General features: G+C 49.1%; 19 protein-coding genes and 2 rRNA genes. 17 read left to right on the top strand and 4 right to left on the bottom strand.

Annotated features, from left to right (window positions below; genetic code table 11):
- The 10 genes from ACTVDO_RS09250 to ACTVDO_RS09205 form a co-directional block, all read left to right on the top strand.
- Positions 1-110, top strand: a 23S ribosomal RNA gene (locus ACTVDO_RS09250); the annotation flags it as partial.
- Positions 111-209: 99 nt separating this feature from the next.
- Positions 210-326: ribosomal RNA gene (gene rrf, locus ACTVDO_RS09245) — 5S ribosomal RNA — on the top strand.
- A gap of 372 nt (positions 327-698) precedes the next feature.
- Positions 699-1673, top strand: a complete 975-nt coding sequence (locus ACTVDO_RS09240; RefSeq protein WP_442901384.1) for a helix-turn-helix transcriptional regulator — start codon at positions 699-701, stop codon at positions 1671-1673.
- A 94-nt stretch (positions 1674-1767) separates the two neighbouring features.
- On the top strand, positions 1768-2118 hold the full coding sequence (locus tag ACTVDO_RS09235) for a hypothetical protein (RefSeq protein ID WP_442901383.1): 351 nt from the start codon (positions 1768-1770) through the stop codon (positions 2116-2118).
- Between the two features lie 80 nt (positions 2119-2198).
- The gene (locus tag ACTVDO_RS09230) at positions 2199-3212 is read left to right on the top strand and encodes a hypothetical protein (protein ID WP_442901382.1); all 1014 of its coding nucleotides are present in this window, start codon (positions 2199-2201) and stop codon (positions 3210-3212) included.
- Between the two features lie 19 nt (positions 3213-3231).
- Positions 3232-4599: a hypothetical protein gene (locus ACTVDO_RS09225; RefSeq protein ID WP_442901381.1), complete on the top strand. Its 1368-nt coding sequence runs from the start codon at positions 3232-3234 to the stop codon at positions 4597-4599.
- A gap of 181 nt (positions 4600-4780) precedes the next feature.
- Complete coding sequence (locus ACTVDO_RS09220; protein ID WP_442901380.1) at positions 4781-5617, top strand: DUF4352 domain-containing protein; 837 nt, start codon at positions 4781-4783, stop codon at positions 5615-5617.
- 354 nt (positions 5618-5971) lie between these two features.
- A complete protein-coding gene (locus ACTVDO_RS09215) occupies positions 5972-6151 on the top strand; it encodes a hypothetical protein (RefSeq protein ID WP_442901379.1) in 180 nt (59 codons plus the stop codon).
- A gap of 318 nt (positions 6152-6469) precedes the next feature.
- Positions 6470-7975, top strand: coding sequence for a malate:quinone oxidoreductase (locus tag ACTVDO_RS09210; protein WP_442901378.1), 1506 nt, complete (start codon positions 6470-6472; stop codon positions 7973-7975).
- Between the two features lie 310 nt (positions 7976-8285).
- A complete protein-coding gene (locus tag ACTVDO_RS09205) occupies positions 8286-8837 on the top strand; it encodes a YpiB family protein (RefSeq protein WP_020959518.1) in 552 nt (183 codons plus the stop codon).
- Positions 8838-8941: 104 nt separating this feature from the next.
- On the opposite strand, the gene ACTVDO_RS09200 is transcribed toward ACTVDO_RS09205, so the two are convergent.
- The 3 genes from ACTVDO_RS09200 to ACTVDO_RS09190 form a co-directional block, all read right to left on the bottom strand.
- Positions 8942-10066 carry an NAD(P)/FAD-dependent oxidoreductase gene (locus ACTVDO_RS09200; protein ID WP_442901377.1) on the bottom strand — a complete coding sequence of 375 codons (1125 nt, stop codon included), beginning with the start codon at positions 10064-10066 and terminating at the stop codon, positions 8942-8944.
- A 115-nt stretch (positions 10067-10181) separates the two neighbouring features.
- Positions 10182-10976, bottom strand: coding sequence for an adenosylmethionine decarboxylase (speD, locus tag ACTVDO_RS09195; RefSeq protein WP_442901376.1), 795 nt, complete (start codon positions 10974-10976; stop codon positions 10182-10184).
- Between the two features lie 290 nt (positions 10977-11266).
- On the bottom strand, positions 11267-12106 hold the full coding sequence (locus tag ACTVDO_RS09190; protein WP_442901375.1) for an MBL fold metallo-hydrolase: 840 nt from the start codon (positions 12104-12106) through the stop codon (positions 11267-11269).
- 444 nt (positions 12107-12550) lie between these two features.
- Between ACTVDO_RS09190 and ACTVDO_RS09185 the strand changes: the two genes are divergently transcribed.
- The 5 genes from ACTVDO_RS09185 (at position 12551) to ACTVDO_RS09165 (ending at position 15280) form a co-directional block, all read left to right on the top strand.
- Complete coding sequence (locus ACTVDO_RS09185) at positions 12551-12889, top strand: YmaF family protein (protein WP_063857377.1); 339 nt, start codon at positions 12551-12553, stop codon at positions 12887-12889.
- Between the two features lie 114 nt (positions 12890-13003).
- Entirely contained in the window at positions 13004-13486 is a 483-nt protein-coding gene (locus ACTVDO_RS09180) for a DUF2935 domain-containing protein (RefSeq protein ID WP_442901374.1), read from the top strand.
- Between the two features lie 56 nt (positions 13487-13542).
- Positions 13543-13857, top strand: coding sequence for a YbjQ family protein (locus ACTVDO_RS09175; protein ID WP_442901373.1), 315 nt, complete (start codon positions 13543-13545; stop codon positions 13855-13857).
- Between the two features lie 185 nt (positions 13858-14042).
- Positions 14043-14351, top strand: a complete 309-nt coding sequence (locus tag ACTVDO_RS09170) for an ArsR/SmtB family transcription factor (protein ID WP_413229275.1) — start codon at positions 14043-14045, stop codon at positions 14349-14351.
- 14 nt (positions 14352-14365) lie between these two features.
- Positions 14366-15280: a cation diffusion facilitator family transporter gene (locus ACTVDO_RS09165; protein WP_442901372.1), complete on the top strand. Its 915-nt coding sequence runs from the start codon at positions 14366-14368 to the stop codon at positions 15278-15280.
- Positions 15281-15310: 30 nt separating this feature from the next.
- Here the strand turns inward: ACTVDO_RS09165 and ACTVDO_RS09160 are convergent, their stop codons facing one another.
- Positions 15311-16207 carry a LysR family transcriptional regulator gene (locus tag ACTVDO_RS09160; RefSeq protein WP_442901371.1) on the bottom strand — a complete coding sequence of 299 codons (897 nt, stop codon included), beginning with the start codon at positions 16205-16207 and terminating at the stop codon, positions 15311-15313.
- A gap of 240 nt (positions 16208-16447) precedes the next feature.
- On the opposite strand from ACTVDO_RS09160, the gene ACTVDO_RS09155 reads away from it, so the two are divergent.
- Together ACTVDO_RS09155 and cysI are read left to right on the top strand one after the other, a co-directional pair.
- Complete coding sequence (locus tag ACTVDO_RS09155; RefSeq protein ID WP_442901370.1) at positions 16448-18277, top strand: assimilatory sulfite reductase (NADPH) flavoprotein subunit; 1830 nt, start codon at positions 16448-16450, stop codon at positions 18275-18277.
- A gap of 26 nt (positions 18278-18303) precedes the next feature.
- Positions 18304-20025 carry an assimilatory sulfite reductase (NADPH) hemoprotein subunit gene (cysI, locus tag ACTVDO_RS09150; RefSeq protein ID WP_442901369.1) on the top strand — a complete coding sequence of 574 codons (1722 nt, stop codon included), beginning with the start codon at positions 18304-18306 and terminating at the stop codon, positions 20023-20025.
- Positions 20026-20109 lie beyond the last annotated feature (84 nt).

Here is a 20109-nt window from a genome sequence, read left to right as displayed (position 1 = left end):
TCGCGTGAAGCGAGTAAGATCCCTCGAAGATGACGAGGTCGATAGGTCCGAGGTGGAAGCGTGGCGACACGTGCAGCTGACGGATACTAATCGATCGAGGGCTTAACCAAAATGCGGCTTCTTCCCACAACGGTTATCTAGTTTTGAAGGAATGAAAAAATCCTTGACAATAAACCAAATTTCCTTATAATGAAACTTGTCCATTATTGCCTAGTGGTGATAGCGGAGGGGAAACACCCGTTCCCATCCCGAACACGGAAGTTAAGCCCTCCAGCGCCGATGGTAGTTGGGGCCAGCGCCCCTGCAAGAGTAGGTCGCTGCTAGGCAAAGAACAAGCAGCCAGTTGTGCGTAATGCATAATTGGCTGCTTTTGTTTTTGTTGACCAAGTTTCTGGAAGCCTCCAGTTCTTAATAAGGCGGATGAGCGCGATTCACTTTTTTTCGGAACTCCTATATTTGCCCTTGGAAATGTCCACTCGTTCAATCCTTCTTTTTCGCCCTTCTCCTTGCGCATCACGCTGAATGACGATGTTAGCAGTGGAATATCATTACAGAGAATGCAAAATTTTTTTTGAAGTACATATAATGTCCAAGTGGAGATGGTAATATATTGTTGGGGATTCATAATGGGACCATTTTAGGAGTATTATAGTAATTTGGGCTGATCGGCGTTTCGACAGTACAATGGGGGGATGAGCATGGATGATCAGCACCCAAAGTCATTGCGGGTTCTATCCATTTACGAGAGGCTTCGCAAAGGGGAGGCAATTTCAAAAAAGAGGGAGGCGGAACGGTTTAGCGTCAACGAAAAAACCATTCAGCGTGATCTCGATGAGTTGCGTGCGTACATTGCCGAGATGTTCCAAGGTTTGATGGAACTGGAGTATGATCGGAAGAAAAATGGCTATGTGCTAAAGAAGGACGAAGAAGGATGGTTGACAAACAAAGAAATTTTGGTTGTCTCTAAAATACTACTGGAAAGTCGTTCGCTGCCAAAGGAAGAAATGGATCGGATATTGAAAAAGCTCATTTTTCAATCACATCCGCAAAATCAACGGTTTATTCAGGAAGTAATCCAAAATGAACGTTTTCACTATGTTCCTTTGCAGCATAACCAACCGCTTATTGAAATCATTTGGGAGTTAAGCCGCGCTGTACATACGAAACGTATTGTTTTAATCGACTACAAAAAGGAAGGAAGCGATGCCCCCGTTGCCCGGAAAGTCAAACCGGTAGGTATTATTTTTTCCGACTATTACTTTTACTTGATTGCCTTTCCGGAAGATTATGATTTTGACTTTCCAACGATTTATCGCATTGACCGCATTGTTCGCCATACGATAACTGACGAACATTTCCACTATGATTACAAAAATCGTTTTGAAGAGGGGGAGTTTCGGAAACGGGTGCAATTTATGCATGCTGGGGAGTTGACAAAAATCACCTTTCGCTTTTGGGGTTCGTCTTTGCAGGCGATTTTGGACCGTCTTCCTACCGCGAAAGTTATAGGGAAAGATGGAGATGCTTTTGTCATTGAGGCTGAAGTATACGGGCGCGGCATCAAAATGTGGCTGCTAAGCCAGGCGCAATATTTGAAGGTGATCAAGCCAAAAGAGTTTCGCGAAGAGATGAAAAGAACGATTGAAGAGATGCTGGGGAACTACCAACAGTGAACAAATATCAGGATATTTTTAGGATTTTTAATCGAGCCTGGGACAAACGATGAACTAAATTGTATCAATAAGTGCAACGGAGCAGGTGCGAGAGATGTGGGGAAAACTTTTAGGGAAAGCTGTCGCCGCAGGAGTGGCTAAAGGATTGATAGGTATAGTTAAGTATCGGTATGAGGCAAAACGAAGAAAAGAGATTGAAGAAAAAACTAGTTTTGTTCATAGAGGGGTGGTCATGACTATCTTAATATACCTGCTAGGCTTCTTGTTTTCGTATTGGCTGCTGTCCTTTGGAACATGGGGGATTGTTCTGGTGATTGCTGGATTTTTTGGGCATTTACATAATTTAAATGAGGCTAGGCAGTACGGTGCAAGTATAACAAGGGAACTAACACTATCGATCATATCAATGGCGGCATTAGCGATCTCATTTTTATATCTAAAATAGTCTGTGGGGTTATGGCAGATTTTTATAAACTCAGTTGTTTTTATAAAGCTGTTATCGCAAAAATAGGAGGTAGATGATGAATGGTATTGCCTTTGATTCCTTTTCTTGTAGCAGCTGCAACTGCTGCCTCTACTGCTGTGGCGGCGAAGAAAGGGTATGACTCTTATCAGAATATGAAGCGAACAAAGGAGATTGCCGAGGCGACAGAGAGGAAATATAAAAGAGCTTTTGAGCGTTTTGAACAAACACGTAATAAAACGAATGGGTTGTTTGAATTATATGGAGAAACGAAATTGAATATTTTAAACGGAACGATGAAAAAGTTTGTTGAAAACTTTAAAAAGCTGAAGAATATCCACTTTACAGATAAAACGATAATTGAGAACATCAATGATGTATCCAACGTTAATCACTTTATGAAAGAGATAGAAAGGCAAACAATTAAAGCGTCACAAATTGCAGCCAGCGGCGTTTCGGCTATAGCAGGCGGAGGATTGGCTGCAATGGGGGCATTAGGAGCTACAACAACGTTTGCCGCGGCATCGACTGGAACGGCCATTGCGAGTTTGAGCGGCGCTGCCGCAACGAATGCAACGCTAGCTTTTTTAGGCGGAGGATCATTGGCTGCCGGAGGGTTAGGAGTAGCAGGAGGAATGGCGGTGCTTGGCGGAATTGCTTTAGCTCCAGCATTGGCCATTGGAAGTATTATTTTTGCGTCTTCAACGGAAAAAAGGCTGGAAGAGATAAAAAAACAACGGGCTGAGATCAATGTAGAAATCGAGAAGCTTGACGCTGCGGTCCGTGTTTTGGATGAGATTCAACGGTATACGGAAAAAATGAAGCAACTGACAGAGCAGTGTCGTGTATTGTTAGATAGATATACAGAAAAGATGGAAGGAATCATTTTATCGTGTGGGACGGATTATGCAGCGTTTCAACGTGAAGACCAGCATGCCATCTATGTAGCTTATCAATTAGCTGTAATTATGAAGCATTTGTTGGACACGCCGATCATCAGTGACGATGGGGCGGTGTCCCCGACATTGAGGGATGTAATTGAAAAAACAGATCGTCAGTTATCAAGTATTAATTAGAAATAAAGGGGTATTTTTCATGGACCAACGTACAATAGACACCATTTCCAGCCAGATTGTTGCGGAACGTGTAGAGCGCCTTGGAAATGCGACTAGTGAATGCTTTGCAGGCATGGACTTATTAAAAGATGTAGCAAAGCAGTATGTACAGTGTGATCCAAAAATTAAGCAGGGAAGATTATTTGAAATCATCGAAAGTACAAAGTTTAACATTGACGCTGCGAGGGCTGGGGAGATATTTAGAGCGTTCACCACCGATTCACTGGGTGACCCGCACGCTGCAGAGGATATTGTAATTCAAGATTCGTTTCATATTTTGAAGTCTATTCAAGCTAAATCGAGTGATAGCGCAAGCCGCTTAGCCCGTATGGTGGCTAATCCAAAGTATGGGGAGATGGATCGGCTTGTTAATACGGATAAGGCAGAACGTGTCGCTCAATTAGTGAAAAAACGGGCTGATTCGAAAAGCATTTATGCTCAAGACTATGAGCAGGCCTTTTCTCACATTACATCCGAATTGCGTTATGGCCAAATTAGTAGCGGAGGAACTAGTTACGAAGAGGCGCTATGCGCTGCCAAAAATCCAAACAGCTATGCACTTGAACAAAAGGTTCAGCATTTTGTTTCTAATATGTATTCGGCTATGGTCAATGGCGCACTGGCAGGGGCTGTTGTCGGGCTGGGTAGTGGTATGCTGCACGGAAGCGTTCAAGTTATTCGAGGAGAAAAGGATATTGCCTCAGCGGCGAAAGGAGTTGGGAAGACAACTATTCAATCCGCTTGTCGAGCAGCTGTCACTAGCGGGGTCGCCCATGGAATTAAATTTATTAGTAAAAATTTTGTTCTTATACGAGGGAATGCTGCAGTGGCATTAGCTTCTTCCGCCGTCACATTGACAGAGTTGACTTATAAGTTTGTGAAGGGGAATATAAAGATCGAAGATTACCTGGAACAAATTGGCGAGAACGCTGTATCTACTTTTTCAGGGATTTTATTAAGTGCAGCAGGGGGACTTTTGCTTGGGCCGCTTGGCGCTGCAGCCGCTGCAACAGTGGGTATAGTTGGTATGAAGCAATTATACCAATCGTTTTTATCCGCACAAAAAGACCTTCGTCTGACTAAAGAGGAACGGCAAAGGGCAGAGCATTTAAGTGCATTATTAACCAAACAAATCCAAGAGGAAGAAAAGCTAATTGTTTCTTTTTATCGTCAGTCAGGTGAAGTAGTGGAAGATTTGATTCAGCTTGTAAACAAAGCGATTTATGATGATTCCCAAACAGCTTATGCCATCACTCAACTAGCGACAAAGATGGGGGTTTTTATTAAATACAGTACAAAGGATACGTTTGACGAATTCATGCTAGGGGATGAGCCACTAGTCTTGTAGGTGAAACGATGTAGGCAAATGATTTTTCTATAACAATGTAAACGCCTTGTGCATTGACTTTCATACAGACAGCGACAACACGTTGCCTATGAGCTTTTTTCGTGCGCTAAGAGGATTAGAACTAGAACCACCGATAAATCTCGAATAAAGATCAGTTATTGGGAAGGGGAGAAGATAAAGTATGAAAAAACGCTTATCATTCTTTTTGGCACTAGCATTGTTGTTCTCCGCGGCGGCAGGTTGTTCATCGGGATCATCGTCTCCATCTTCCGGTGACAAAAAAGAAAGCCAAAAGCAAGAAACGAAGGCACCGCTATCGAAGGAAGAGTTTGCAAAAATGATTTCCGATCCAGATCAATACAAAGGCTCGAAAGTAGACTTCTATGCGAAAATTTTTGTTGAACCGGAAAGGAGTGATGACGGCGTTTACATTCAGGCGTTCGCCGATCCAAAAAATAGTGAGCAGAATGTGATTGTGGTGGCGGATCCGAAAACGGATGTGAAAAATGAGGATATTATTCATGTTGTTGGGACAGTGAGAGAATCATTTGAAGGAGAAAATGCTTTAGGGGGAAAAGTCACAGCTCCCGTGATCGAAGCCGAGAAGGTGGAAAAAACGGATTATGTCACGGCATTTTCCAAACCGTTGAAAGCGATTGAGGTCAATAAAGAAATCAACCAGCACGGCTATATTGTCAAACTAAATAAGGTTGAGATTGCCGAGAATGAAACAAGGGCTTATGTGACCATTTCCAACCAAAGCAATGCTAAAATCAACTTTTGGGATTATAATGCGAAGCTGTTAGTGGGAAATACGCAACATGAGAAGGCAGACAACTTTGAGGCGGGGTACCCGGAAATTCCTTCAGACATTTTGCCGAAAGCAACAGTTGATGCGATTATTCCTTTTCCTGCAATTGATCAGAATGAAAAGACGATTAAACTTTATTTTGAGGGAAGTTCAGAAAACTATGACATTACTATCGAACCGTTTCAATTTGAAGTTAATTTGAACTAAAATGCACTTTTGGAACGTGTTAGTGTAATAAATAAAGAGAAAAAAGGGGAGCGGCGCTGCACATTGCGCCGCTCCTTCCGTCTCGTTTACAGATTTTGCCCGTCTTTCGGCGCGATTGTTCATTATGCTCGGCGGTTTCTCATGGCTGCAGGGATGGGAAGTAGGCTTGGCCGACGGGACGGACGATTTTTCAGCTTCATTTTTTGAACATGACTGGCCGGTTGATAATAAAGAAATCTATCATTATTTTGACAATGTTCGACAAAAATATGAATCTCATCCTAGTATGATTAGATTAGCACAGACTGTTGAATAATTGCGTGGATAATGAACTATATTTTGGAGGAGCAAAGTATGGATCAGAGGGAGTTTCAGCAAGAACAGCAAAATTTGCATGCCCGTCTCCTTTATGTTCTGGTCACCCGCGCCCAGCATGAGTTGAAAATATTTTATCAACACGAACCGTCGCCGCTATTGGAAGGGCTCGTTCAGCCAAAAGCCAAATCCGCTTCCAAGTTTGATGACATCTTATGAGAAGGCGGTGCATGCCCATCCCTAAAGTTCAAAATTTCTTCATTTTTTCTCCACAGATGGTGGCGAAATATTCAACTATTTTGTAAAATTAAATTATGTAGGTGAGCGTGGGTTTCCACTATTGATACCATAATTGTGGAGCAAAATACTTTATTATATGAGTATATTTTTTACGGTGCAAATAAAAGTGATATACTATAAGTGAAATGTGTTATAATAATTCTTGTCATCTCCCCCAAGTGGAGAAGGGGAGTGTTGAAATCGTTTCGAGCGGTCGCTCACCGTTTTTACAAATATTAGAGGATAGGGATGGTAAACATGGGCAACAGACAAACTAAAACGGATGTCATCTTAATCGGCGCCGGCATGATGAGTGCGACGTTGGGAACGCTTTTGAAGGAGTTGGCGCCGGAGTGGGACATTACCGTATTTGAAAGGCTCGGGGAGGCCGGGGCTGAGAGCTCCAATGAGTGGAACAACGCCGGGACTGGGCATGCGGCACTTTGTGAATTGAACTACACAGTGGAAAAGCCGGATGGGTCGATCGATATCAGCAAGGCGATCAAAATTAATGAACAGTTTTACGTCTCCTTGCAGTTTTGGGCTCATTTAGTGAACAGCGGAGTGCTCAAGGATCCAAAAGACTTCATCCGCCCGTTGCCGCATATGAGCTTTGTGCAAGGGGAAGCGAATGTGGCGTTTTTGAAAAAGCGGTATGAAACGATGGCCGACAACCCATTGTTCAAAGGGATGGAATTCTCCGACAACCCGAGAAAGCTGGCTGAATGGGTGCCGCTCATCATGGAAGGGCGGGTTGTGGACGAGCCGATCGCGGCCACCCGAATCGAATCGGGGACGGACGTCAATTTTGGGGAATTAACGCGCCAACTGTTTGCACATTTAAAACGGAAGAATGTGGAAATCCACTACCGCCACCACGTCGAAGATATGAAGCGCACAAGCGATGGCGCGTGGGAGCTGAAAGTGCGGAATTTGGACACGGGGGCTGTGGAGCGTCATGCGGCTCAGTTCGTCTTCATCGGCGCTGGAGGGGGAAGCCTGCACTTGTTGCAAAAATCCGGCATCCCAGAAGGGAAGGGGATCGGTGGATTCCCGGTCAGCGGGTTGTTTATGGTGTGCAACAACCCCGAGGTCGTCGAGCAACACCATGCGAAAGTGTACGGCAAAGCGAAAGTCGGGGCGCCGCCGATGTCGGTTCCGCATTTGGACACGCGGTTTATCAACAATCAAAAAATGTTGCTGTTTGGGCCGTTTGCCGGTTTTTCGCCGAAGTTTTTGAAAAATGGGTCCATGCTCGATTTGTTTACATCGATCAAACCGCACAACCTTTTGACGATGTTGGCGGCAGGCGCGAAAAATATGGCGCTCACCAATTACTTGATTCAGCAAGTGATGTTATCGAAAGAACAGCGCATGGAAGAGCTGCGTGAGTTTGTTCCGACGGCGAAAAGCGAGGAATGGGATGTTATCGTTGCCGGCCAGCGTGTGCAAGTGATCAAAGATACGGAGGCGGGCGGAAAAGGAACGTTGCAATTTGGCACGGAAGTCGTCCATGCGGCCGACGGCTCGGTTGCGGCGTTGCTCGGCGCTTCACCAGGTGCGTCGACGGCGGTTCACGTCATGCTCGAAGTGATTGCGAAGTGCTTCCCGGAGCGGATGAAAGGGTGGGAGCCGAAAGTGAAAGACATGATCCCTTCCTACGGCGCATCGCTTATGAAAAACGAGTCGCTTTTGCACGACATCCAACGTTCGACGGCAGAGGCGCTCGGTTTAAGAGAAGGGTTGGTTTTGCAGCTTGCCTAAACCAAGGCGGTTTTGCCGTTTAGGCGGCTCAGACGGACGATGAGTGGCAGCTGCCCACAACAGAGGGCAGCTTTTTTGTCATCACCGCGTAAGTCCGCGCTGTTAGATGGGGGCCCCTTTTTGCCGCATCTATTTCCCGGCCTTTTTGTTAGGCACGCCCGCCGCTGCACGGTGAAGGAAAATCGACTATACTGAAGGGGAACGGACAAAATGTTTCGCCTAGCATCATGTTAAAGTGGAAGAAAGAGCAGGCTCGGCGGCTTTGGAGCCGCCCGGGGCGATGAATCAGTGACGCGAAGGGGGTGGCGCGGTGCGGTGGGTGTCATATTTGGAAAAACGCAATTTTTTAACGTCTTTTTTGCAGCAGTACCGTTTAAAGCATCCGGACGCCCGGTTTGTATTGAACTATTTGCTTCAGCATCCCCACCTGTTGGAACACGTTCATTTTACGGAACATGAACGAAAGCAGGCGCGGTGGCTCGCCATTTCTGCGGTGATGGCGGAGGAAGAAGGGCTCGTGTTTTATCGGCATGGCCAAAAAAGCACGAGCTTGGCTACCATTATGGGTGATTTGGCGCTGCATCCGAACGAGCCGCTTTATTTGACGCTCCATTTTCCAGGGAAGGCGAGACATTTTGCTTATCTTCGGCTCGTTGATCAGCGGGCGTTTGAAAACGTCAGGCGGCACGAGCGCCATGAGAAAATGGCGAAGGCGGCTGAGCAAGTGTTGGATGAGGCGCTCAAGCGCCATGAACTGTCGGTGTTGAAAATGCAAATTGACCAGGCGCTTGACCGAAAAGATATGGCATTGTTTCAACAGCTGACGGAACAGTTGAAAAAATATGAAGGACAAAACGGCTAAGCGGCTGCGGGCTTGCATGGGGCAAGAGCCGCAGCCGGGTTGGCGCCGACCGCTGAACGCGGCGGATGGGCGTCAGGTTGCTGGTGTTTCACCGTGCGGCACCGTCAGGAAAGCGCGATGAGAGCCTCGGCGATGTTGTAGTCGAGCGGATCGAGTTCGGTCGGGCGGCCGAGCACGAGCTTGGCAAGCTCTGCGCCTAAATATGGCCCGGCGGTGAGTCCGGAAGAGCCGAGACCGTTGGCTGCGTAAAGGCCGGCAAAACCGGGAAGCGCCCCGAAGACAGGGAGAAATCCAGGAGTGCGCGGGCGAAACCCGACTCGTGTTTCCACGTAGGTGCACGCCGACAGCCCCGGCGCAACGGCGAGCGCTTTATCCAATATTTCGTGGATGCCGCCTGCGGTCGCGCGGACATCCATGCCCGCCTCATCTTCGTGAGTCGTCCCGACCACGATTCGGCCGCCAGGGAAGGCGAGCATATATTGATTGTTCGGCGGCATGACGACCGACCATCGGTCAGTCTCGCTTGTCAACCATTCGAGATGAACGATTTGCCCTTTTTGCGGCGTGACGGCAAATTTCACGCCCAGCGGCCCAAGCAGTTCGCCAGCCCATGCGCCGGCGGTCACGATGACGGCGTCCGCTTCGTAGTTTGCCCCGTCGATTTCGACGCCGATAATGCGTGAATCTCGGTGACGCAGCTGGGCGTTCCCGCGCATGTAGACAGCGCCAAGCTTTTGGGCGGCGTTGAGAAGGGCGGTGCGCAGCGCCCGGCCGTTGACGCGGGCCGCTCCGCTCACATAAACGGCGTGATACCCTTCAGATAGCGGCGGAAACAGCTCTTTTGCTTCCTTCGGTCCAAGCCGCACGATGTCTCCGATTTCCGGTGCTTCCTCCCGCCGTTTGCGCGCACGCTCTTCCATCTGTTCAAGCTTTTGTTCATCTGTATGCAGGCAGAGCGCGCCGACGCGTGCATAGCCGGTTTCCGTTTCCCCGTGTGATAGCAGCTCCTCAATGAGGGAAGGGTAAAACTTCGCTCCGTTTTTTGCCAGCCGATACCATTTTTTGTTGCGGCGCTGCGACAGCCAAGGGCAAACGATCCCCGCCGCTGCATCGGTCGCCTGCCCTTTGTCCTTGCGGTCGATGATTGTTACGGCAGCCCCTTCTTTCGCTAAGTGGTAAGCCACCGCCGCACCTAAAATGCCAGCCCCGACAACAATGTACGATCCCATATTCACACCTTTTCCTTTTTTCTACTAGCATACCATATGTAGTGCAAACGGAGAAGCTGCAGGGGGAGCTTGAACGGCTGATCGGTGATCACGAGTGCCGAAAAGCTCTCCCTTCTTAAAAGCTGCTTGGCATATTTTTTCCATAAAAAATTTCGTCCATTTCCCTTCTCAGTTTGGCAGCTGTTTCTTCTACTTCTTGTTTCGGTAAGGCGTCTTTCGTATACCCGAAGAGATAGTTGTCTAAATCAAATTGCCGCAGTTTGCATTTTGTATGGAAAATGTTCTCTTGATAAATGTTCACATCAATCATGTCGTACTTCTCGCGAATGGTTTCCGGAATATAATTTTGAATCGATGTAATGTCATGGTCAATAAACCATTTGGATCCATGAATGTCGCGCGTAAACCCGCGCACGCGGTAATCGATGATCATAATGTCGGCGTCAAACGACTGAATCAAATAATCGAGCGCTTTTAACGGCGAAATTTCTCCACAAGTGACGACGTCAATATCAGCGCGAAACGTACTGATTCCATCACTTGGATGGTATTCTGGGTATGTATGGACGGTAATATGGCTTTTATCAAGCGAAAGTACGACCGCTTCAGGCAGCGGCGCCTCGGCTTGCGGAACTTCCACCACCGGCCCCTCGGAAACGAGCATCGTCACACTCGCGCCTTGCGGAACGTAATCTTGTTTGGCGATGTTTAGCACATGGGCGCCAATGATCTCGGCGACGTGTTTCAAAATGCTGGTCAGCCGTTCGGCGTTGTATACGTCGTCGATGTAGGAAATGTACGCTTCCCGCTCCTCGGGTGCTTTCGTATAGCAAATGTCGTACATATTGAAGCTGAGCGATTTGGTCAAATTGTTAAATCCGTGCAGCTTCACGCGCGGCGTGTCGTTCATGGCTTCAGTCATTCCTTTCGTTTTTTCTTAATTTGTCCGATTTGCGGCAAATGTAGTGAACATTTTGTGCAGAAAGAAATGAGTTCCAACTTCCCGCCGCTAGACGGGTTTGACTGTTCCGGAAAAGCTCTGCCTTTAGGATCAGGATGCCAAGAGGGCGGACAAACGGCAATGATATCGAAAAAGGACGTCATCGAAAACGGTGTGAACATCGTAAGCGCCCGATGGACAAACGGATCAAAAAAGGACGCCCGTTCAGCCGTGGCATGGCCGTTTGGGGACGTCCCGCTTCAACTGGCTTGTTTCGCCTCATAGTCTCGAATCACCGAACGGATGATATGCAGTGAATCCCACTCTCCGCCGGAAAAAAAGACGATCGGGTATTTTTTTGGAAACAAGAGCGCTTGAATTTGTTTTGGCGGCATTCCATTTTCGTATAAGTCAATAATGGTATCTTGCAGTTCGAGCAAATAGTCAAGCTTCCGCCGAAGCGCCTCGCGTCCGTTTGGGAGGTAGCCCGCGTGGGCGCAGAAGACGTCACCGAAGTCGTACGTCAATACATGCTGCAAGGAGGCGATGATCGCCGGAATGTCCTCCTCGCGCAAGATGACTTTCGTTTTCTCTTGACAGTACAAGTCGCCGCTAAACAGCTGCCCCGTTTCGCGGTTCAAAAAGACGACATGATCGATCGCATGGCCAGGTGTCGGAATCACCTCCCATGTGGCGTTTCGAGAAGAAAACGTGGCGCCGATGGGTTTGGCGGCAAACGGGTCACGCTTTCCCCAAAAGATTTTCCGATACAACGGATAGTCCGCCTTTTGCCGGCAGTAGTCGATCATCGGTTCATTCATATAGATGGGCAATCCCATCGTTCGCTGCAAAAACGCTGCACAACCGGTATGGTCTTCATGGAAATGAGTGATCACAACTTGGTCGATGTCTTGCTGTTGAAAAAACGAGGTGAATTCGTTTTCCATCGATTTGGCGCCAGTGTCAATCAAGACGCCGTCAACGACGAAGCAACGGACCGTAAGCCGAACGCCTTGAAACGAAGCGGTCGCTTTGGCGATGTGCACGTTGTTGACCATTTCGGTTTCAAATCGTTTTTTGATGATTTTATGGATCCACATGGCGAGCGTTCCTCCCTTTGTGTGCAGATGCTGGCACCATTATACCACAAAGAATGAATGTTCATTCAATTTTGTATTACAAGTGATTCGGGATGATAAAAATGAGCCGGTAGTGCCGAAGAATAGGCAGAACACTCAACAGGTAGTAGAGTGCAAGAAGAAGGGCCGCAGGATAAAAGTCTCCACAACTTTTGCTTATTGCATCATACTTTTTCTCTTTCTTCATATGAATGTTTTGCAGGGGCAGGTCTCTTGTAATTTCGCTAAAGGATAGACGAGCGATAACTCCATCTGCTAACTTTCTGGAATAAGAAGGATCGAGGGCAGACGTCTTCGTCTCAAGAGTTTTCCCTGCTTGGGCTGGATAGCGGCGGGCGGCCGTTGTTCTGCTGCGGCGGAAATGAAAGGGCTTAGCGCAACTCTTTATTTAAACGGGGGATTGTTATGAAGCGGGTAGGAAAGGACGATTTTGTCTCCGGTTTTGTTCCACATCACAACCATGGTTCGGTCGATTATACCTCCATCGAAGGTGGGCATGTCCATCAATGTTTGGATGTTACGTCGCCGCCGATTGTTACGGAAGACGGGAACCATATTCACTATGTTGAAGGGTATGTATTGTACGAAGACGGCCATACCCATTACTACCGTGCATATTCGGGGCCGGCCATTCCGGTCGGAAACGGAATGCACGTCCACTATTATGATTTTTACACATCTGAAGACGCTGGACACCGCCATCGCGTCACAGGAGTTGACAAACCGGCGCCCGGGACGCGGTGAACATTCAGGCGAAGCAACCGTTTGACAGGTTGCTTTGCTATTTTTATGGCATGGACCGTCCTTTTTGCCCATAGATTATGAAAGGAGGGGGGACAAAGTCAGGAGGGAGAGAGCATGCAATTTTACTATGGCCCACATATGCCGCTGCGCATTTTGGATGAGATTGAATTTTGGAAGCATCAAGAGGAGGAGCACACGGTAGTGATTCGCGAACTTGTGTCCGGATTGGAAGCACCCTATGTGGATGCGTTGAAGAAGTGGGAAGAGGCCTTGTCCGTTACGCACCAGCAAGCCGTCCGCTATATCGAATCGGTGATCCGGGCCGGTTATTATGTTCCTGAACAACTGCATCAGCAAGTGCTCCATTTCGTTTCATTCTGCTTGCAACAAAGTCTTCAATTCATCGAATTGTGCCGGCAAGTGAAAACGAAAAGTGCGGTCGTCGCCCAAAATCCGACGGCGAAAGTCGTGTTAGACCATATTATTCGCGAATCGGAGTATTTTATCGGCATCGCCCAGCTGTTGTTGTACGGAACCCAAACGGCGCCGGCTGCGCCGCGGACAAATTCGCAGGCGACGCCTGACGGCGAAAAGTAGTATAATAGAATCACGCGCTTTATCTATTTATGACGAAAGGCAAGGGGGGCATCGTTGTGATTGTCACGACCACCCATACGATTGAAGGAAAAGAAATTGAAGCGTATTTAGGCATTGTGGCAGGGGAAGTTATTCTAGGCGCCAATGTCGTTCGCGATTTTCTCGCCAGCATTACCGATATGATCGGCGGGCGGAGTGGGACGTATGAAAGTAAGCTTGCTGAGGGAAGAGAATTAGCCATTCGCGAAATGGTGAATAAAGCGGCGAAGCTCGGGGCAAACGCGGTCATTGGCATTGATCTTGATTTTGAAACATTGCGTGATGGCATGATGATGTGCATTGCGACTGGGACGGCTGTGAAGGTGAAATAGCGGCGTAGCGGATTCCGAGGCAATAGCCGCATACAAAAAAATAAACATCGCAATGATCAGCGGTGGACGATGCTCCCCGCTTTTTTTCATGGCCAATGATTGACAACGATCACAAGATGAGCATATAATGCATATATATGAACATATGCTCATATGTTAATTAATATAAAGGCGAGGGAATGGCAGTGAAAACGGAAGATCATCTGTTTTTAGAAGCGGAAACAGTCGATGAAGTGTCGCGTCTATTTAAAGCATTAGCGGATCCCACTCGGATTAAAATGTTGCATTTGTTGTCGCAGGAAGAATGCCATGTCGGCCATATCGCGGAAGTGCTCGGCATGTCGCAGTCGGCCGTTTCCCACCAGCTGGCGTTGCTTCGGACGTTGCGGCTCGTCAAATACCGCCGCGAAGGGAAGACATTGGTATATTCTTGCGATGATGACCATGTGATTTCATTGCTAAAACAGGCGATTGACCATGCACAACACCGGTGAAGGGAAGTCGGGTTATGCATCACCATGCGCATGGCCATTGCGGCCATCATCACCATGGCAGGGAAGGAAATCGAAAAGGGTTAGCGATCGCTCTTGGCATAACGACGGGCATTATGGTTCTAGAATTTGTCGGCGGACTTGTAACGAACAGCCTTGCCCTTCTTTCGGATTCGGGGCATATGCTGAGTGATGCCGCTTCGCTTCTGCTGAGTTTAGTGGCAGTGTGGCTGGCGGCGAAGCCTGCCTCTCCAAAGAAAACGTACGGATTGTATCGGTTCGAGATTTTAGCAGCGCTTGCCAACGGCGTAACATTGGTGGTGATTGCCGCTTGGATTATTTGGGAAGCGGCAGGGAGATTGGTGAATCCTCCCGACGTAGCGAGCGGACCGATGATGGCGGTGGCTGCCGTTGGATTGTTGGCGAATCTTGTGAGCGCTTGGGTGCTGATGCGCAAAGGGGATGTCAAGGAGAATGTCAATGTCCGCAGCGCGTATTTGCATGTACTCGGCGATGCGTTAGGTTCGGTCGGCGCGATCGTGGCGGGGCTGATCATGTGGCTGTTTGGCTGGTATATGGCCGATCCGCTCATTTCCATGTTTGTGGCTGTTTTGATCTTAAGAGGCGCGTTCGCTGTCGTTTGGCAGACGGTGCACATCTTAATGGAAGGAGCGCCTGCTTCCATTGACCAGACGGAAGTGAAAACGGCGCTTTTGGGCATTGAGGGGGTGTTGGATGTCCACGATTTGCATATTTGGACGATCACTTCAGGGCTCGATTCGTTAAGCTGCCATCTGCTCATTGAAGACGGCCGCGATGCCCAGGCGATTTTGCAGCAGGCGATTGATTTAGTGGAAACCCGCTTTCACATTCACCATGCGACCATTCAAATCGAAATGCCGCACATCCGCCATGGGGAGATGGAAGTGTAAGGGCGGGTCATCGATGACCGCGCCCTTCTGTTATTTGTTGGCGCCCGTCCAGTTGGTTTGCAACGTTTCAAGGAAAATGCGGACGCTTTGTTTGTTTTCCATAACCGGCGAATAAATATAAGAAAGCATCCGGTAAAACGGCGGGTGCTTCAGGCGAACGATGGACAGGTGGCCGTGCTCGATGTCGCGGGCGACGACGCTGCGCGACAACAAGGACAAGGCGTTGCCGTTGATTAACATTTCTTTAATGCCTTGGTTGCTGCTGATGATCATGAGCGATTTCACCTTTAATCCGTTTGAGCGGATGAAGTGGTTGAAGTATTCGCGTGTGCCGGAACCGATTTCGCGTGCTACCCATGCTTCATTTTGCAAATCGGTGATCGTCACTTCCTCTTTTTGTGCCAATTCGTGGCAGTTTGAAGCAACGATGACAAGTTCGTCCTGCATGAACGGGTGAACGGACAGTTCCTTTTCGTTCGTTTGCCCTTCGATCAAGCCGATGTCGACTTGATACGATTTGACGAGTTCGACAATTTCTTTTGTGTTGCCGATCATCACCTCAAGCTCCAATTCTGGATAGCGCTTTTGGAAATCGGGCAAAAGCGGCGGCAAAATATACTCCCCAATCGTAAAGCTGGCGCCGATTTTTAATTCGCCTTTCACCGAGTGGTGATGCTCTAAAATGTCTTGTTTCGTCTGTTCATAAAGCGCCATCATTTGTTTGGCGCGGTCATACAGAAGTTCACCGGTTGGCGTCATGCGCAGCCGTTTCGGGGAACGGATGAACAGTTTGGTTTGAAACTCCTTTTCTAAATTTTTAATGTGCAAACTGACACTCGGCTGGGAGAGGTGGAGGATTTCAGCTGTTTTTGTGAAATTTTTCACTTCTGCCAACGTAATAAACGTTTTTAATTCGTCATAATACATACTCATTCCCCCCCTGCCCGTGATGGCTTCATCCAAGCGTAGATATTGATTAGAAATATTAATAGTTTTAATAATTTATATTTATTTTACTAATGTTTTGTTTTGCGGTAAAGTGTAAATATGATATAACATTTAAAGCCTACTTGTTTTATAGGAATAATGGATGTTTGGCGGCCACACCGATAAAAGTTCAGAAAGAAATTCCGCCATCATTCTATTTTATATTGAGGGGTGGACACGTTGCAGCTGCAAGTCACTAACAGTCCGTTTAGTCAGGAGCAGATCGAGCTCCTGAACCGTTTGTTGCCGACGTTGACGCCGTCGCAAAAGCTGTGGCTGAGCGGGTATTTGGCCGCAGCCGAGACCGCGGTGAGCGTTCTCGATGCCGAGGCGCCGACGCTGTTTGCCGGGGGTGGCAAGCCGGTTTCGAAAGAAGTGACTGTTCTTTACGGTTCACAAACCGGCAACGCGCAAAAGTTGGCTGAAAAAGCCGGCAAGGCGCTCAAGGAGCGAGGCTTTGAGGCGAAAGTGTCGTCGATGCTTGATTTTAAGCCGAACGAATTAAAGAAAGTGGAGACGCTGCTCATTGTTGTGAGCACGCATGGGGAAGGCGATCCGCCGGACAACGCTGTGTCGTTTTACGAATTTCTTCACAGCAAGCGGGCGCCAAAACTGGATCATCTCCGTTTCTCCGTCCTCGCGCTCGGCGATACGTCGTACGAGCATTTTTGCCAGACGGGGAAAGATTTCGATAAGCGGTTGGAGGAGCTTGGCGGAACGCGGTTTTATGCACGCGTCGATTGCGATGTCGATTACGAGGAAGCAGCGGCGAAATGGCTCGATGGCGTGCTTGGCGAGTTGAGCAAACAAGCCAATGCCAACGGTGGAACAACTCCGCTCTTGTCGGCGGTGGCTGCGGCGCCGAAAGCTGAGCCTGCCGTCGTCTATTCGCGGAAAAACCCGTTCCTAGCTGAGGTGTTGGAAAACATTAACTTAAACGGCCGCGGATCGAATAAAGAAACGCGCCATCTCGAATTGTCGCTCGAAGGATCGGGTTTGAAATATGAGCCGGGCGATGCGCTTGGCATTTTCCCGAAAAACGATCCAGAGCTTGTTGACCTTGTCATCCAAGAAATGAAATGGAACCCGGAAGAAACAGTGACGATTGACAAGGACGGAGAAGTGCGGTCGCTGAAAGAAGCGCTCACGTCCCATTTTGAAATCACCGTTTTGACGAAAGCACTGCTGCAAAAACTGGCGCCGTTATCGAAAAACAGCGCGCTTCAAGAGCTTGTTGCTCCGGGCAATGAGGCGAAATTAAAAGAATACGCCAAAGGCCGCGACTTGCTCGATGCCCTGCGCGATTTTGGCCCGTGGGACGCTGCGCCGCAACAAGTCATTTCCATTTTGCGAAAAATGCCGCCGCGTCTGTATTCGATCGCGAGCAGCTTAGCTGCGTATCCGGACGAGGTGCATTTGACGATCGGTGCGGTTCGTTATGAGTCTTACGGCCGCCTGCGCAAAGGGGTGTGCTCGACGTTCTGTGCCGAGCGCATTCACATCGGTGATACGCTCCCGGTCTTTATTCAACCGAATCCGAACTTCAAGCTGCCGAAAGATCCGTCGACGCCGATCATTATGGTCGGACCGGGCACGGGGGTGGCGCCGTTCCGCGCCTTTATGCAAGAGCGCGAGGCGACAGGAGCGAACGGAAAATCATGGCTTTTCTTTGGCGACCAGCATTTTGTGACTGACTTCCTGTATCAAACCGAATGGCAAGCATGGCTGAAAAGCGGTGTGCTGACAAGAATGGATGTCGCCTTCTCGCGCGATACGGAGAAAAAGGTATACGTCCAGCACCGGATGCTTGAACGAAGCAAAGAGCTGTTCGGTTGGCTTGAGGAAGGTGCTGTCGTCTACGTTTGCGGCGACAAGCAACACATGGCGCGCGACGTTCATCAGACGTTGATCGAGATTATCGAAAAAGAGGGCGGCATGAGCCGCGAACAGGCGGAAGCGTATTTGACGGAAATGCAAAAGCAAAAACGGTACCAACGCGACGTCTATTAATCTCTAAAGAAGGAGTGGAATCGGAAATGGCGAAAGTCGTGTTAAAAGCGCCGGACGGACCGCCAAGCGATGTCGAGCGCATTAAACAGGAAAGCCGTTACTTGCGCGGCACGCTTGCCGAAACGATGGAAGACCCGCTCAGCGCGGGCATCCCAGATGATGACAACCGGCTGATGAAGTTTCACGGCAGCTACTTGCAAGACGACCGTGATGTCCGCACCGAGCGGCAAAAACAAAAATTGGAGCCGGCGTACCAGTTCATGATTCGCGTCCGCACACCGGGCGGGGTGGCGACGCCGGAGCAGTGGCTTGTCATGGACGAAATCGCCCGCAAGTACGCGAACGGCACGTTAAAATTAACGACGCGCCAAGCGTTCCAATTGCACGGCGTCCTGAAATGGAACGTGAAAAAAACGATGCAAGCCATTAACAACGCGCTGATGACGACGCTTGCGGCGTGTGGCGACGTCAACCGAAACGTCATGTGCAACCCGAATCCGTACCAGTCGGAAGTGCATGCGGAAGTATATGAGTGGGCAAAGCTGATCAGCGACCATTTGTTGCCGCGGACGCGGGCGTATTACGAAATTTGGCTGGACGACGAGAAAGTGGCGGGGACGCCGGCGGTTGACGGCGAAGAAGAGCCGATTTACGGACCGACGTATTTGCCGCGGAAGTTTAAAATCGGCATCGCCGTTCCGCCGTCGAACGACGTCGATGTGTTCTCGCAAGACATCGGGTTCATCGCCATTGTCGAAGACGGCAAGCTTGCCGGGTTTAATGTCGCCATCGGCGGGGGCATGGGAATGACCCATGGGGACAAAACGACGTATCCGCAACTGGCGAAAGTGATCGGCTTCTGCAAGCCGGATCAAGCCGTTGAGGTGGCGGAGAAAATTATGACCGTTCAGCGCGACTACGGCAACCGCTCATCGCGCAAACACGCCCGCTTCAAATACACGATCGATCGGCTTGGGCTGGAAGCGGTGAAAGAAGAAATTGAGCGCCGCCTCGGCTGGAGGCTCGGCGAAGCGCGCCCGTACCATTTCGAGCATAGCGGCGACCGCTACGGCTGGGTCGAAGGCGTCAATGGGACATGGCATTTCACGCTCTTTGTCGAAGGCGGCCGCGTCAAAGACTACGACGATTACAAGCTGATGACTGGCCTGCGCGAAATCGCGAAAGTCCATACCGGCGATTTCCGGTTGACGCCAAACCAAAACTTGATCATCGCCAATGTCACGAGCGAGAAAAAGGCGGAAATCGAGGCGCTCATCGCCAAATACGGCTTGACCGACGGCCGCCGGTACACCGCCTTGCGCCGCAACGCGCTCGCCTGTGTCGCCTTGCCGACGTGCGGTTTGGCGATGGCGGAAGCGGAGCGGTACTTGCCGAAACTGCTCGATAAAATCGAGGAAATTATCGATGAAAACGGTTTGCGCGACGAAGAAATCACGATCCGCATGACGGGCTGTCCGAACGGTTGCGCCCGCCACGTGCTCGCGGAAATCGCCTTCGTCGGCAAAGCGGTCGGCAAATACAACATGTACCTTGGAGCCGCGTTCAACGGCACGCGCCTTGGCAAACTGTACCGCGAAAACATCGGCGAAGAAGACATTTTGCGCGAACTGCGCGTCCTTTTGTCCCGCTATGCGAAAGAGCGGCTTGACGGCGAACATTTCGGCGACTTCGTCATCCGCGCCGGCATCGTTAAAGAAGTGACGGATGGGACGAATTTTCACGATTAAACTGATGCGGATTCATCCTGACCGGTCTCCCTTGTATTGGGGAGGCCGGTTTTTTGTCGCTTCTCTGTCAAGATGGTAAATGCC

Origin of the sequence: Geobacillus sp. BK01 (genome assembly GCF_052220245.1) — a bacterium.
Classification (GTDB): Bacteria; Bacillota; Bacilli; order Bacillales; family Anoxybacillaceae; genus Geobacillus.
Note: the sequence above shows the minus strand (reverse complement) of the source record. Positions and strands in the feature narration are given on the sequence as shown.

Bases quoted from the DNA above. Each gene is read 5' to 3' on its own strand.
- ACTVDO_RS09240 (WP_442901384.1), top strand. From the start codon at position 699: ATGGATGATCAGCACCCAAAGTCATTGCGGGTTCTATCCATTTACGAG.
- ACTVDO_RS09235 (WP_442901383.1), top strand. From the start codon at position 1,768: ATGTGGGGAAAACTTTTAGGGAAAGCTGTCGCCGCAGGAGTGGCTAAA.
- ACTVDO_RS09230 (WP_442901382.1), top strand. From the start codon at position 2,199: ATGGTATTGCCTTTGATTCCTTTTCTTGTAGCAGCTGCAACTGCTGCC.
- ACTVDO_RS09225 (WP_442901381.1), top strand. From the start codon at position 3,232: ATGGACCAACGTACAATAGACACCATTTCCAGCCAGATTGTTGCGGAA.
- ACTVDO_RS09220 (WP_442901380.1), top strand. From the start codon at position 4,781: ATGAAAAAACGCTTATCATTCTTTTTGGCACTAGCATTGTTGTTCTCC.
- ACTVDO_RS09215 (WP_442901379.1), top strand. From the start codon at position 5,972: ATGGATCAGAGGGAGTTTCAGCAAGAACAGCAAAATTTGCATGCCCGT.
- ACTVDO_RS09210 (WP_442901378.1), top strand. From the start codon at position 6,470: ATGGGCAACAGACAAACTAAAACGGATGTCATCTTAATCGGCGCCGGC.
- ACTVDO_RS09200 (WP_442901377.1), bottom strand. From the start codon at position 10,066: ATGGGATCGTACATTGTTGTCGGGGCTGGCATTTTAGGTGCGGCGGTG.
- speD (WP_442901376.1), bottom strand. From the start codon at position 10,976: ATGAACGACACGCCGCGCGTGAAGCTGCACGGATTTAACAATTTGACC.
- ACTVDO_RS09190 (WP_442901375.1), bottom strand. From the start codon at position 12,106: ATGTGGATCCATAAAATCATCAAAAAACGATTTGAAACCGAAATGGTC.
- ACTVDO_RS09185 (WP_063857377.1), top strand. From the start codon at position 12,551: ATGAAGCGGGTAGGAAAGGACGATTTTGTCTCCGGTTTTGTTCCACAT.
- ACTVDO_RS09180 (WP_442901374.1), top strand. From the start codon at position 13,004: ATGCAATTTTACTATGGCCCACATATGCCGCTGCGCATTTTGGATGAG.
- ACTVDO_RS09165 (WP_442901372.1), top strand. From the start codon at position 14,366: ATGCATCACCATGCGCATGGCCATTGCGGCCATCATCACCATGGCAGG.
- ACTVDO_RS09160 (WP_442901371.1), bottom strand. From the start codon at position 16,207: ATGTATTATGACGAATTAAAAACGTTTATTACGTTGGCAGAAGTGAAA.
- cysI (WP_442901369.1), top strand. From the start codon at position 18,304: ATGGCGAAAGTCGTGTTAAAAGCGCCGGACGGACCGCCAAGCGATGTC.